Below are 11,914 nucleotides of genomic sequence, written 5' to 3'. Positions count from 1 at the left end.
CAAGATGAGACGCTTTGCCCTGCTCTTTGCCGTTCTGGCCCAGCCGTTGGTCGCCGCAGACTGGGTGCCCCTGTCGGGAGAGGAGATCGCGGCCGCCCTGACCGGGCGCATGCTGGCCTATCCGGACACCACGCAGGATTTCCGCGCCTCTGGCCGCACGCTCTATGTGCACAAGGGGCGCGAAAGCTGGGGATACTGGCGCGTCGAGGCGGATCGCTATTGCAGCCAGTGGCCGCCCAATGATCTTTGGGCCTGCTACCGGATGGACCGTGCGGGCGACCGCTTGCGGTTTGTGGGAGAAGGCGAAGATATCACCGAGGCGGTGTATGCCGACTGAGCGTGTCCTGGCCGATTTCGAAGGCACCTGGCGCATCGAGCGCGACATCATCCCCGCGCAGGGCGCGCCCGCGCGATTTGAAGGGGAAGGGGTGTGGCGCTGGGAGGGGGCCGATCTGGCCTATGCCGAAAGCGGTATGCTGCGGGTCGCGGGGGCCACGCCCATGCGTGCGGAGCGGCGGTACCGCTGGGCCGCCGACATGGCCGTCTATTTCGAGGACGGGCGGTTTTTTCACAACGTACCGACGACGGGCGGGCGGGCGCAGCACTTTTGTGACCCCGATACATATGTCGTTGACTATGACTTTGCCCGCTGGCCCGTGTTTGAGGTCACGTGGACGGTCAAGGGGCCGCGCAAGGCCTACAGGATGACCAGCCTGTTCACACGTCGGGCAGCGCCATGAGGCGTTCGGCATTGGTGCAAAAGAGCGGGGGGCGTTCGAGGTGCAGGGCGGTGGCCTGGAGCCGGCGGCATCCGTCCTGATCCGGACAGGCCGCACATCGGTAGACCATGTTGCGTGCAGCTTGGGCATTGGCGCGGCTAGCATGCGCGCCCGGTGCCACCAGGGTCTTGCCGATCCGGTCGAGGATGCCGGTCATCAGATCGGCGCTTTGGGCCAGTTTTGAGGGGGAAAGCATATGCGCCACCTTTTTCCTGCAGACGATGCAAAGCCCATGCCATGGGCGGGTGCCGCCCGCCTTGACCTGTATCAAGCCGCTTTGCGCTTGCAGAAAGATTGTGGTCTTGGCACAAGATGCCCATTCTTTTGACTGGGTAGGTGAGGGCTCATGGAATCGACGTGGAATAACAAGGTGCTGAGCGATGTTCTTGGCGCGAATGAGGGCACGGCCCTGCGGATCAAGCAAGCGGTGCTGGTGGTTCTGGGCATTGCGGTTCTCGCAGTTGCAGCAAAAATCAAGGTGCCGATGTGGCCTGTGCCGATCACCATGGGCACATTCGCCGTTCTGACCATCGGGGCCGCTTATGGCGCGCGTCTGGGGCTGGTGACGATCCTTGGCTACATGATCATCGGCGCGCTGGGCTTTGACGTCTTTGCCGGGTCGTCGGCCGAAAAATTCGGGCTGACCTACATGATGGGCGGCACGGGCGGCTATCTGGTGGGCTATGTGCTGGCCACGCTGGCGCTGGGTGCGCTGGCGCAGCGCGGCTGGGACCGGTCGGTTGTCTGGATGGCGCTGGCGATGCTGATCGGCAATGTGCTGATCTACGTGCCGGGCCTGGTGTGGCTTGGCCAGCTTTATGGCTGGGATCAGCCCATCCTGGCCTGGGGCCTGACGCCGTTCCTTGTGGGCGATGCGATCAAGCTGGCGCTGGCAGCGCTGGTTCTGCCCGGTGTCTGGGCCCTGGTCGGTCGCGCACGCGGCTGACACCCAAACCCGATCCAAATGAGAGGCGCGGACCCTGTGCAGGGCCCGCGCCTCATTTCATTTTTGGGACATGTGGCGGGCCTGAGCCCGCGCGGCCTCAGGTCGTTTCCAGTTGCGGCTGGAGCGGGGCCAGTTCCGTCACCACGGTCGAGGTGCGTTCCAGCGTGCGGTGCACCGGGCATTTGTCTGCGATTTCCAGCAGGCGCTGGCGTTGCTGTTCATCCAGATTGCCCGTCAGGGAAATCCGACGTTTCCATTGGTCGATCTGGTCGCCTGCGCCGGTATGCGCATCCTGCGCGTGGACCTTGTTGTGGCTGACATCGACGGCCACGTGATCGAGGGGCCAGTCCTTGCGCCGCGCATACATCCGGATGGTCATCGACGTGCAGGCCGCAAGCCCGGCAGAGAGCAGGCCATAGGGCGACAGGCCCTGGTTGGTGCCGCCATAGGCGCGCGGTTCATCGGCCAGGATGTGGTGGCGCGTGCCGTGGGTGATGTCCTGAAGGAAGCCTTTGGGATCCGCTTCGGCGCTGCGCACGATCCCTTCGGGGGCGCCGATGGGCGGGGCGGGTGGTTTCAGGGCGAGGTATTTCCGCGACCACGTGGCGATGATGTCGGCGGCATATTCGGCGTGTTCGGCCTTGGTGATCAGGTGATCGGCATCGTCCAGCGTCACGAAACTCTTGGGATGTTTCGCAGCAAGGAAGATGTCACTGGCATTCGAGATGCTCACGATTGCATCCCCGGGGGCGTGCAATACCAGCAGTGCTGCGCCGAGACGGGCGATGGCAGGGGCCAGCGCCTCTTGCGCGACATCATCGACAAAGGTCTTGCCGATGCGGAACGACCGGCCACCGAGGGACACTTCGGCCTCGCCGTTTTGGGCAATCTCGGGCAGGGCGTCGGCAAAGTTGTGGGTCACATGACCGGGATCGAAAGGCGCGCCAAGCGTGGTCACCGCCTTGATCTGCGGCAGGTTCGCCGTGGCCTTGAGCACGGCAGCACCGCCGAGGGAGTGCCCGATCAGCAGGGTCGGGGGCATGTCCCGTTCGTTGAGGTATTGCACAGCCTTTTCAAGGTCTTGCACATTGGAGGTGAAGGAGGTGTTGGCAAATTCGCCTTCGCTGTGACCCAGCCCGGTGAAGTCGAAGCGCAGCACCGCGATCCCAAGGGTCGTCAGGCGCGCGGCAATCCGGCGGGCGGCCGGGATGTCCTTGCCGCAGGTGAAGCAGTGGGCCAGCACAGCCGTGGCAAGATGCGGGCCGTCGGGCAAATCGAGGCGGGCGTCAAGCGTGCCTGCGTGGCCGGGGAATGTGATGCGTTCAGTGGGCATGAAATGGTCCTTCCTTCGCGCTTTAGGATGGGGGTTGGCAGGCGCCGAGGGAAGGGGATGTAATATGGCTCACGGCGAGGTGTTGACGGCGACATGGCTGGCCTGCGTCCCCTTTTTGCGCGGCCAAGGCGGGCAGGCACGTGCCGATTCACTGAGCGAAGATCATCCGGTTTCCCCCTGAAACAACCATAGGACGTGTAATATTGCACGTTTTAGGACATGAATCGGACATATTGCAGTGCCACGGGTGCGGCGAGAAACAGGAGAGACGTGTTATGCCCAATGGCGGCTCGATCACAGGGTATCTTTTTGCCGACTTTTCGTTCGTGAACGACAACGGGCAATTGACCCCCGGCCAGAACGGCCCCTTTTCCTTGCCGTCCGACGCGCAGGGTACCTTGGCGGGTGGTGCCACGACCATCGACATCAACGTTCTCGACGATGACGAGGAATTTGATGACGGGTTTCAGGACGACCCCAATGGCACGCCGCTGAACCAGATTCTGCGCGATGATATCCAGACCACGGATGCCGCGGGCAATGCTGTGACTGTGGGGGCGGGCGCGGTGCTGGAGGTCGAATTCACGTTGACCGCCACCCCGGTTGGCGGTGGTGCGCCGATTGACCTGCTGTTCGTGGCCGCCGGACCGGGCGAAAACCAGGGCGACCTGACCCTTGTGGTGTCGACGGCCCCGCTGGATCCCGGCACGACCTACAGCATTGCATTCAAGAATGACGGGGGCGGTACGCCCTACGGCGAACTGGTCTGTTTTGCCCGCGGGACGCTGATCCGCACGCCGGGGGGCGATATCCCGGTCGAGGATTTGTGCGTGGGTGATCGGGTGGTGACATTCGATCACGGCGCGCAGCCCATCGTCTGGCGCTCGAGCCGCGCGGTGCTGTTCCCCTCGGATGACGACGCGCCGATCCAGATTGCGGCCCATGCCTTTGGCCCGGACCAACCCTATACGGACACCCGCGTGTCCCCGCGCCACTGCCTGCTGCGCCGGGATCCGACCTATCGTCTGCTGTTTGACACGCCCGAAGTGCTGATGGCCGCACGCGACTGCGTTGATGGCAATCTGGTCACCCGGAACACGGCGCCCAAGGCGATCGAATACCATCACTTCATGTGCCCGGGGCACGAGATCATCTGGGCCAATGGCATGCCGTCAGAAAGCTTTTACCCCGGCAAGGTCGCCCGCCGCAGCCTTGACCCGATTGCGCGCGCGCAGCTTGTCGCCCTGCACCCCAGCCTGAGCGATCCAGAGGCGCCGCCGCCCTTTGATCGCTGTCGTTTGCGGGTGCGTGGACATGCGCAGCGCGCTGCACAAGACGGGCGCGCGCCCCGGATCAATCGCCCATAAGGGCTGCATCAAACGGGTAGGTGGTCAGGTTTTCGAACCCGTCTTCGGTCACCAGCACCTGATCCTCGAGCTTGATGGTGAAGTCGCCCCCGACTTCGCCCACTGCTGCCTCCACGCACAGCACCATGCCCGCCTCAAGCGGGTGATCGAAGGCGCCGGGCACGGCCTTGTCCGGGTAGGCGACCAGGGGCCATTCATCGCACAGGCCGACGCCGTGCATCAGGCAGCCGTATTTCTGGGCCTGAAACTTGTCATCGAGCACATGTGTGTTGGCGGTCAGCTCCGGAATCATGACGCCCGGTTTGATCATCTGCATGTTTGTCTGGATATGCTCGACCGCGTGTTGCATCGCATAGATCATGTCGGGGCGCGGTTTCTGGTCGCCAATCCACCAGCTGCGCGAGATGTCGATGCAGATGCCGTAAGAGCCGATCAGGTCCGTGTCGAACGAGATGATCTCGTTCTGCTGGCACACCCGCGCGCCGCATTCCTGGAACCACGGATTGGTGCGCGGGCCCGAGGCAAGCAGGCGGGTTTCGATCCATTCGCCGCCGCGTTTGATGTTTTCGGCGTGCAGAACGGCCCACACGTCATCCTCGCAGGTTTTGCCATCCCCCACATTGGCGCGGGCAAACTCCTCCATCGCGCGCACGGAGGTTTCGCAGGCGTGGTTGGCGCAGCGCATGGCCAGGATCTCGTCCGGGCCCTTGATGGCGCGGGCATGTTCCGTGACATCCTCGCCGTCTTTCAGATCAAAGCCTTGCGCCTCGAGCGCGCGGGCTCCGTGCAGCATGATCTTGTCCACGGCGAGCCGGGTGTTGCCGCCCCCGTGTGCGTTGATGAGGTCGCGGACCTCGGCGGCAAAGGGATCGGCCACGGCATCGGGTTTGTCCCCGGCGGAAAAGTAGAACATGGAGGCCCCCGAGCGGACCTCGCGCACCAGCGGGTTGAAGCTGGAGAGGAAGGGCGCGTTCTTGTAATCCCAGATCACCATGTATCCGTCTGCGCAGACCAGCACGGCGCGGAACGGATTGTGCGTGTTCCACAGCTGCATGTTGGTGCTGTCGGTGGCATAGCGGATGTTGAGCGGGTCGAACATGAGCACGCCGCCATAGCCGCGCTCGACCACCTTCTGTGTCAGCCGCGTCCAGCGGTATTCGCGCATCGCGGCGAGGTTGGGCAGGCTCAGCCCCGCCGCCTCCCATTCGTTGAAGGCGAGTTGGGTCGGCCCGATCTCGATCCGGTCGGCATCGTTTGGCGTGCCATCGCCCAGCGTACTGCCCCGGTTGGGGTCGATCTTGCGGGTTGAACTGTAGTGTTGGTTCATGTCGCACCTCCCTCTGAGCGCAAGCGTTGCGCGGATTCGGGCGCGGTGTTTGCCGTTTTGCGACGTAAACCGGTTCTTTTTTCATTCCGTTGGACGGGTCGGCACGCATGGGGCAGAGTGTTGGTATGGGGTTTGAGCGGGATATCGAGGTGCTGCGCGACGTCGTTTTGCGGCGCGATCCGGCCTTTGCCAAAGTGTCGGTGGACGCGCGTGAGGCGGCGTTGGCCGCGCTTGGCGGGCTGGATGCGCGCGATGATTTTCTGCTGGCTGCGATGCGTGTGGCCGCCCTTGGGCAGAACGGGCACAGCCGTGTCATCCCGAATGCGGCCATCACCGTGGTGCCGCATCGCATTGTGCTGCGCGATGGTCGACCTGCGCTGGTGATGGAAGGTGTTGCGTGTCCCATTCAGGATGTGAACGGCGTTTCCCCGGCCCAGTTGATGCAGCGCTGGAGCGATGTTCTGGCGGGCAACGCCGCGCGGCGCGAGATGTTGTCGGGGATCATGCTGGCCTGGCCTGCGGCCCTGAAACATGCGGGTTTGGAGGTGGCAGATGGGATCACCTACCGGCTTGAGGGCGACATATCGGTGCGCTGTAGTACGTCGGTTTGCGTGCCTGCGCTGCCGCTGTATCCGGTGTCCGATCCCGGGTTTCTGGACCCTTTAGAAGACGATTGCGGGCTGCCTGATGGGGCGATGTGCGTGCCGCTTGATGGGGTGTGCCGCATCCGCCTGGCTGATCTCAAATCCGTTACGCCTGATGCCATCGCCGAAGCTGTGGCCCAGATGGAGAGAGCGCAAGCGTCCGCCAGTGTCGTGGACCTGCGTGGCAATCCGGGAGGCAGTTTCCTCAAGGCCCTGCCGCTGATCGACGCGCTTGAAGCGGGCACAGGGCGATGTGCCGTTCTGGTCAATGCCTACACGTTTTCAGCCGCCATTGTGACGGCTGTTTTGATACAACATCGCCTTGGGCCACGTGCGCGTTTGTTTGGCGCGGATATGGGGGATGATCTGACGTTCTGGGCAGAGGGCGGAACCGAAGCCCTCGGCCAAAGCGGTGCAGACTTGCGTTATTCCACGGCCTGGCATGACTGGGAAAACGGGCAGACGGATGCGACCACGCCGGCAGAGATTGCACAGCACCTCGTCGCTGGCGGAGCCATGCAGGTGACACCGGTGCCCGAGGCGGATCAGTTGGCCGCCGCCTGTGCCTTTGCCCGGGGCGGGTGACGGTCTGGCCATGGTCCAGCGTGCATGTCAGAACAGCCCCATGCCCATTCTGCAAACACATCTGCCCGAAGACATGCGCACAGCCCGCCATCTGCCCGGCATTCAACCCGAGCGAAGCGCGTGGCTGCATGTGGATGAGGCCTATGCGGCCCAGATGGCGCGTCGGGAGGCGTTGTTGCGGGACCGCGCGGATGACGTTCTGCATCTGGACCCTGCCGCGCTGCCTGCGGCGCAAGAGTTGCTGGAGGCGGTTTTGGACGCTGCCCTGGCGCTTGGGTTCACGCTGTCAGAACACGCTGTGATCTGCCCGGATGGGCGACATGTGGCTGTCAGGCGCGACGCACCGATGGAGACGCTGGGGCGGCTCATGCAGAACGATTTTGTCCTTATGGAAAAGCGCGGTGACCAGCATGTGCTGACCGGGGCGGTCCTGTGCTTTCCGGCCTCGTGGCGTCTGGCGGAAAAGGCGGGGCGGCCCCTGACGGACATCCACATCCCCGTGTCGGAGTACAGCGATGACATGGCGCGCCGCGTGCAGCGCCTGTTTGACGGCATTCAGGTGGGGCGTCCGCTGTGGCGGTTCAACCAGCTTTGGTATGACGACCCTGAGCTGTTTCAGCCCCGGTCCGCATCTGAGCCGCGGCGCGTGGGGGCCAAGCAGCAGGACGGGCCCTATTACCGGACAGAGCGGCAGACATTGCTGCGCCTGCCCGAAACGGGGGCGGTCGTCTTTGCCATCCACACCTATGTTCTGGCCCGCGCAGATGTGCCGCCGCTGCGCTGAACCAGGGCAGGCACATCGCCCGCCCTGGCCCTTTTGTCAGCCACCCGCCCATGCATCGTCGATGACAAGGTGTGGCTGCCCATCTGACGTCACACGCTTGGTCTGCCCGTTGGCATTCACCACGCAATTCACCTGACGGCGCAGCGCGGAAAAATGCGGTGAGGTGACCACGTCAATCGCCTCGTCAAAGCGCAAGGTCAGCCGGTGATGCCCATGGGGCATGATCTGGGCGGCCTTGATGTGCCCGACAAAGCGGTTGCCAAGGTAGCGGCCCGTCACCCGCTGGCCGGGGCGATAGGCGTTTTGCGGCGTGTCCTGCGCACGGGCATGCAGCGTGTTCCAGTCGCGCATGCCCCATTGGTGGGCGACGGCCTCGAGGGCCTTGGCATAGTTGCAGGGGGTGCCAGCATCATTCAGCTTGGCGCGCAGGCGTTTGGCCTGCGCCTTGAGCGCGCTGCGCGAGGGAAGGGGGATATCCATATCCGTCTCCTGTTCCGGGTCGCGTTGTTTGGTCTGGGTCTCCGCGTTGCCAGATGTGCGACCATGGGAAATGGGTCGGACATGTCAGGCTTCACCAGATGCGGAGGGCAGGGGCCTGAACCCTATGCGCGCTCGTTACTGCGCGCATGGGGCTTTGGCAAGGGGCTTAACCGTCGATGCGGGCGCCCATGATCGCGATGGCCTGCTGATAGACCGTGGCCGCGTTCCATTGCTTGATGACGGCAAAGTTGGGCTGGCCTTCCTGATACCCTTTGCCCGCCTTCCAGCCCTTTTGGCGCAGGAAGTTGGCAGTCGAGGCCAGCGCGTCGGTCTGGTTGTAGAAATCCACACGACCATCGCCATTGGCATCCACACCGTATTTCAGCGCGTTGCCGGGCAGGAACTGGGTGTGGCCCAACTCGCCATGCTTGGCCCCCTTGGTGGCGCCTGTGATCGCACCCTGATCCACCAGCTTCAGCGCGCCGATCGCGTGGGGGCGGAAAAAGTCGGAGCGCCGGCAGTCATAGGTCAGGGTGACAATCGCAGAAACAACAGAACTGTCACCCATGAAGCCCCCGAACGCGGTCTCCATCCCGTGGATGGCGATGATCACCCCGGCGGGCACGCCGTACTGACGTTCGAGTGCTGCGTAGAAGTCCGGGCTGCGCGCCTTGCGCTTGCGGCCCTGGGCCACAATCGTGTCGGCACCGCGCACCTGCATGAATTTCGACAGGGAATATCGAAAGGATTTCTGGTTGCGGTCCGCGGCGATTGTTCGCGTCGCATATTGGGCATTTGCGAGTGCCTGCAAACCCGGCGCTTTGACGCCCGACTGCTTTGCAACTGCAGCAAAGCCGGACTTCCACCCGTCAAATCCGGCGGCACTGTTGCCGCATTGTGCGGTTGCAGCACCAGCAGCAAAGGTTAAGGCCAATGCTGCAGCGGTGCTGCGCCCGAAGATTTTATGTTTGGTCATTTGTTACCCTCCCACCATTTGATGCGGTCAGGTTATCGCGCATCAGCGCTGGGCCAAAGTTTTAAATTTCAAAGCACGCACAAGGCATTAAGCAGGCAAATGGTTCAAAATAAGGTGCAAGCCCATGATGACCGATGCTGCGATGCAGACGCGAAAGCAAAACTGTGTCGTTGTCATGATGTACCACCGTCAGAAAAATGATCGTCTAAACACGGCCATGGTCCAACGTGGCGGGGCCGGGCGCAAGTAAGGAAAACATGACCATTGCTGCACTGCGGAATTTGAGCGGGTTTCTGCCGTTCTTTTAGGCAGATCGGCGGCTGGGCGACGGGGCACGGGGCATGCGCCGGTGGCGCGCGATGATTTTTTGCGCCCATGTGCCGTCTGGCGGGCCGAGATGGCCGTCCGGCATCTTGAATTTTCGGGTGGCGACACGCTGCTGCCCAATCGATTCGAGCGCGTTGGCCAACGCATGGACCTCGGCATTCAGGCACCGTGCCGGGGTGCGTGTCAGGCGGGCCGGGGTGGATGCTGCAAGGCGTGATTGCAGACCGCAGCGTTGAATGTACCGCACCAGATCCATTTCGCTTGGTCAAGGCAATGTCAGGGGGTTGTCGCAGTCGTTTTGACTTTCCTCGATGTGCGTGATGCGTCGGTGAGATCACACATCCTCGACGGTTCGAGGCAAGCCTTGCACATCAAAAAAGGGCGCCCCGAGGGAGAGGCGCCCTTCAAGTTCAACTGCCAGGGAGGATCAGCAGCTGTAGTACATGCCGAACTCAACCGGGTGGGGTGTGTGTTCGTATGTTTCGATCTCTTCCATCTTCAGCTCGATATAGCCTTCGATCTGGTCCTTGGTGAACACGTCACCGGCCAGCAGGAAGTCCATGTCGGCTTGCAGCTCTTCCATCGCTTCGCGCAAGGAACCGCAGACGGTCGGGATGTCCGCCAGCTCTTCTGCGGGCAGGTCATAGAGGTTCTTGTCCATCGCCTCGCCCGGGTTGATCTTGTTGTTGATGCCGTCAAGGCCGGCCATCAGCAGCGCCGCAAAGCACAGGTAGGGGTTTGCGGAGGGATCGGGGAAGCGGGCCTCGACGCGCTTGGCCTTGGGCGACTCGGTCCATGGGATCCGGACACAGCCCGAGCGGTTGCGGGCCGAATAGGCGCGCAGAACGGGGGCTTCAAAGCCGGGGATCAGGCGCTTGTAGCTGTTGGTCGAGGGGTTGGTGAAGGCGTTGAGCGCCTTGGCGTGCTTGAGGATACCGCCGATGAACCACAGGGCCTCATCCGACAGATCCGCATATTTGTCGCCTGCGAACAGCGGCTTGCCGTCTTTCCAGATCGACATGTTGCAGTGCATGCCGGTGCCGTTGTCGCCCGCGATGGGCTTGGGCATGAACGTGGCCGACTTGCCATAGGCGGCGGCGACGTTGTGGATCACGTATTTGTATTTCTGCAGCTCATCCGCCTGCTTGGTCAGCGAGCCAAAGATGAGGCCCAGCTCGTGCTGGCAGGACGCCACTTCGTGGTGGTGCTTGTCGACCTTCATGCCGAGGCGTTTCATGGTCGAGAGCATTTCGGAGCGCAGGTCTTGCGCTTCGTCCGTGGGGTTCACGGGGAAGTAGCCGCCCTTGACGCCGGGGCGGTGGCCCATGTTGCCCATCTCGTATTCGGTGTCGGTGTTCCAGGACGCGTCGGTCGCGTCGACCTCATAAGACACCTTGTTGATCGAGTTCGAGAAGCGCACATCGTCAAACAGGAAGAATTCGGCCTCTGGACCCCAGTAGGACACATCGCCAATGCCCGAAGACTTCAGGTAGGCTTCGGCCTTTTCGGCGGTCGAGCGCGGGTCGCGGTCATAGGCTTCGCCCGTGTCGGGTTCAACGATCGAGCAGTGCACGCAGATCGTCTTTTCCGCGTAGAAGGGATCGACATAGGCACTGTCCTGGTCGGGCATCAGCTTCATGTCGGAGGCTTCGATGGACTTCCAGCCCGCGATGGAGGAGCCGTCGAACATAAAGCCTTCTTCAAGGAAGTCCTCGTCGACCTGGTCGGCCATGACGGTCACGTGTTGCAGTTTACCACGCGGGTCGGTGAAGCGAATGTCGACGTATTCGGCGTCTTCGGCCTTGATCATGTCGAGAACGGGGTTTGCCATTTCTGGGAAGTCCTTCCTGTCTTTTCTGGTCTGTTAGAGTGCGTCCGAGCCGGTCTCGCCGGTACGGATGCGAATGGTTTGTTCGATGGGCGTGACAAAGATTTTGCCGTCGCCGATTTTCTCGGTTTTGGCGGCGTCCACGATGGCGGCAATGGCGGCGTCGACCTGATCGTCGTCCAGCACAACCTCGACTTTCACCTTGGGCAGAAAGTCGACCACGTATTCCGCGCCGCGATAGAGCTCTGTGTGCCCTTTCTGGCGGCCAAAACCTTTGACTTCGATGACGGAGAGCCCTTGCACACCGACCTCTTGCAGGGCCTCTTTGACTTCATCAAGCTTGAAGGGCTTGATGATCGCTTCGATCTTTTTCACGTGCTGGCCTCCCTCTGCCATGTCTTGCCTTGGCGATGGACCATCTATGTGTTTCGGGCGTCCATGCCATCGGATAGAGAATGCGCATGCGAGGCAGGGAATGTGAAGGGCGCGCCCATGAATTATGCGATGTGCCCAAAATATAGACGAAAGTGAATCGCGG

At 62.4% G+C, this 11,914-nt stretch carries 14 protein-coding genes; 6 read left to right on the top strand and 8 right to left on the bottom strand.

The genetic code is table 11. From position 1 onward, the window contains the following. Nucleotides 1–4: 4 nt before the first annotated feature. Nucleotides 5–337: a hypothetical protein gene (locus ACMHLQ_RS03785; protein WP_415403434.1), complete on the top strand. Its 333-nt coding sequence runs from the start codon at nucleotides 5–7 to the stop codon at nucleotides 335–337. Continuing rightward, nucleotides 327–740: a DUF6314 family protein gene (locus ACMHLQ_RS03780; RefSeq protein WP_415403433.1), complete on the top strand. Its 414-nt coding sequence runs from the start codon at nucleotides 327–329 to the stop codon at nucleotides 738–740. Before ACMHLQ_RS03785 ends, ACMHLQ_RS03780 begins: the two co-directional genes overlap by 11 nt. On the opposite strand, the gene ACMHLQ_RS03775 is transcribed toward ACMHLQ_RS03780, so the two are convergent. Further along, nucleotides 718–975, bottom strand: a complete 258-nt coding sequence (locus tag ACMHLQ_RS03775) for a DUF6455 family protein (protein ID WP_415403432.1) — start codon at nucleotides 973–975, stop codon at nucleotides 718–720. The genes ACMHLQ_RS03780 and ACMHLQ_RS03775 overlap by 23 nt on opposite strands. Before the next feature lie 150 nt (nucleotides 976–1,125). Between ACMHLQ_RS03775 and ACMHLQ_RS03770 the strand changes: the two genes are divergently transcribed. Beyond that, nucleotides 1,126–1,725 (top strand): biotin transporter BioY, encoded by a 600-nt coding sequence (locus tag ACMHLQ_RS03770; RefSeq protein ID WP_415403431.1) that lies wholly within the window; start codon nucleotides 1,126–1,128, stop codon nucleotides 1,723–1,725. A 97-nt stretch (nucleotides 1,726–1,822) separates the two neighbouring features. Here the strand turns inward: ACMHLQ_RS03770 and ACMHLQ_RS03765 are convergent, their stop codons facing one another. Further along, nucleotides 1,823–3,058, bottom strand: coding sequence for an alpha/beta fold hydrolase (locus ACMHLQ_RS03765; protein ID WP_415403430.1), 1,236 nt, complete (start codon nucleotides 3,056–3,058; stop codon nucleotides 1,823–1,825). A gap of 275 nt (nucleotides 3,059–3,333) precedes the next feature. Here ACMHLQ_RS03765 and ACMHLQ_RS03760 point away from each other — a divergent pair, with 275 nt between their 5' ends. Then, nucleotides 3,334–4,425, top strand: a complete 1,092-nt coding sequence (locus ACMHLQ_RS03760; RefSeq protein WP_415403429.1) for a Hint domain-containing protein — start codon at nucleotides 3,334–3,336, stop codon at nucleotides 4,423–4,425. Here ACMHLQ_RS03760 and dddP read toward each other — a convergent pair. Beyond that, nucleotides 4,412–5,752, bottom strand: coding sequence for a dimethylsulfonioproprionate lyase DddP (gene dddP / locus ACMHLQ_RS03755; RefSeq protein WP_415403428.1), 1,341 nt, complete (start codon nucleotides 5,750–5,752; stop codon nucleotides 4,412–4,414). The genes ACMHLQ_RS03760 and dddP overlap by 14 nt on opposite strands. A 107-nt stretch (nucleotides 5,753–5,859) precedes the next feature. Here dddP and ACMHLQ_RS03750 point away from each other — a divergent pair, with 107 nt between their 5' ends. Both ACMHLQ_RS03750 and ACMHLQ_RS03745 read left to right on the top strand, forming a co-directional pair. After that, nucleotides 5,860–6,981: a S41 family peptidase gene (locus ACMHLQ_RS03750; protein ID WP_415403427.1), complete on the top strand. Its 1,122-nt coding sequence runs from the start codon at nucleotides 5,860–5,862 to the stop codon at nucleotides 6,979–6,981. Between the two features lie 40 nt (nucleotides 6,982–7,021). Beyond that, on the top strand, nucleotides 7,022–7,765 hold the full coding sequence (locus ACMHLQ_RS03745) for a heme-dependent oxidative N-demethylase family protein (protein ID WP_415403426.1): 744 nt from the start codon (nucleotides 7,022–7,024) through the stop codon (nucleotides 7,763–7,765). A 36-nt stretch (nucleotides 7,766–7,801) separates the two neighbouring features. Here the strand turns inward: ACMHLQ_RS03745 and ACMHLQ_RS03740 are convergent, their stop codons facing one another. The 5 genes from ACMHLQ_RS03740 to ACMHLQ_RS03720 all read right to left on the bottom strand — a co-directional run bounded on the left by ACMHLQ_RS03740 (nucleotide 7,802) and on the right by ACMHLQ_RS03720 (nucleotide 11,751). Continuing rightward, nucleotides 7,802–8,245, bottom strand: coding sequence for a glyoxalase superfamily protein (locus ACMHLQ_RS03740; protein WP_415403425.1), 444 nt, complete (start codon nucleotides 8,243–8,245; stop codon nucleotides 7,802–7,804). Between the two features lie 166 nt (nucleotides 8,246–8,411). Beyond that, complete coding sequence (locus tag ACMHLQ_RS03735) at nucleotides 8,412–9,221, bottom strand: lytic murein transglycosylase (protein ID WP_415403424.1); 810 nt, start codon at nucleotides 9,219–9,221, stop codon at nucleotides 8,412–8,414. 304 nt (nucleotides 9,222–9,525) lie between these two features. Further along, nucleotides 9,526–9,804 (bottom strand): hypothetical protein, encoded by a 279-nt coding sequence (locus tag ACMHLQ_RS03730; RefSeq protein ID WP_415403423.1) that lies wholly within the window; start codon nucleotides 9,802–9,804, stop codon nucleotides 9,526–9,528. Between the two features lie 171 nt (nucleotides 9,805–9,975). Beyond that, nucleotides 9,976–11,379, bottom strand: coding sequence for a type I glutamate--ammonia ligase (glnA, locus tag ACMHLQ_RS03725; protein ID WP_415403422.1), 1,404 nt, complete (start codon nucleotides 11,377–11,379; stop codon nucleotides 9,976–9,978). A 33-nt stretch (nucleotides 11,380–11,412) separates the two neighbouring features. Continuing rightward, nucleotides 11,413–11,751, bottom strand: a complete 339-nt coding sequence (locus tag ACMHLQ_RS03720; protein WP_039683188.1) for a P-II family nitrogen regulator — start codon at nucleotides 11,749–11,751, stop codon at nucleotides 11,413–11,415. Nucleotides 11,752–11,914: the final 163 nt, after the last annotated feature.

Origin of the sequence: Tateyamaria algicola, from assembly GCF_047715485.1 — a bacterium.
Lineage (GTDB): Bacteria > Pseudomonadota > Alphaproteobacteria > Rhodobacterales > Rhodobacteraceae > Tateyamaria.
Note: the sequence above shows the minus strand (reverse complement) of the source record. Positions and strands in the feature narration are given on the sequence as shown.

What these genes read in the sequence shown, in the direction of transcription:
- ACMHLQ_RS03750 (WP_415403427.1), top strand. Translation starts at nt 5,860, where the DNA reads ATGGGGCAGAGTGTTGGTATGGGGTTTGAGCGGGATATCGAGGTGCTG.
- ACMHLQ_RS03745 (WP_415403426.1), top strand. Translation starts at nt 7,022, where the DNA reads ATGCCCATTCTGCAAACACATCTGCCCGAAGACATGCGCACAGCCCGC.
- ACMHLQ_RS03730 (WP_415403423.1), bottom strand. Translation starts at nt 9,804, where the DNA reads ATGGATCTGGTGCGGTACATTCAACGCTGCGGTCTGCAATCACGCCTT.
- ACMHLQ_RS03740 (WP_415403425.1), bottom strand. Translation starts at nt 8,245, where the DNA reads ATGGATATCCCCCTTCCCTCGCGCAGCGCGCTCAAGGCGCAGGCCAAA.
- glnA (WP_415403422.1), bottom strand. Translation starts at nt 11,379, where the DNA reads ATGGCAAACCCCGTTCTCGACATGATCAAGGCCGAAGACGCCGAATAC.
- ACMHLQ_RS03775 (WP_415403432.1), bottom strand. Translation starts at nt 975, where the DNA reads ATGCTTTCCCCCTCAAAACTGGCCCAAAGCGCCGATCTGATGACCGGC.
- dddP (WP_415403428.1), bottom strand. Translation starts at nt 5,752, where the DNA reads ATGAACCAACACTACAGTTCAACCCGCAAGATCGACCCCAACCGGGGC.
- ACMHLQ_RS03760 (WP_415403429.1), top strand. Translation starts at nt 3,334, where the DNA reads ATGCCCAATGGCGGCTCGATCACAGGGTATCTTTTTGCCGACTTTTCG.
- ACMHLQ_RS03735 (WP_415403424.1), bottom strand. Translation starts at nt 9,221, where the DNA reads ATGACCAAACATAAAATCTTCGGGCGCAGCACCGCTGCAGCATTGGCC.
- ACMHLQ_RS03785 (WP_415403434.1), top strand. Translation starts at nt 5, where the DNA reads ATGAGACGCTTTGCCCTGCTCTTTGCCGTTCTGGCCCAGCCGTTGGTC.
- ACMHLQ_RS03765 (WP_415403430.1), bottom strand. Translation starts at nt 3,058, where the DNA reads ATGCCCACTGAACGCATCACATTCCCCGGCCACGCAGGCACGCTTGAC.
- ACMHLQ_RS03780 (WP_415403433.1), top strand. Translation starts at nt 327, where the DNA reads ATGCCGACTGAGCGTGTCCTGGCCGATTTCGAAGGCACCTGGCGCATC.
- ACMHLQ_RS03770 (WP_415403431.1), top strand. Translation starts at nt 1,126, where the DNA reads ATGGAATCGACGTGGAATAACAAGGTGCTGAGCGATGTTCTTGGCGCG.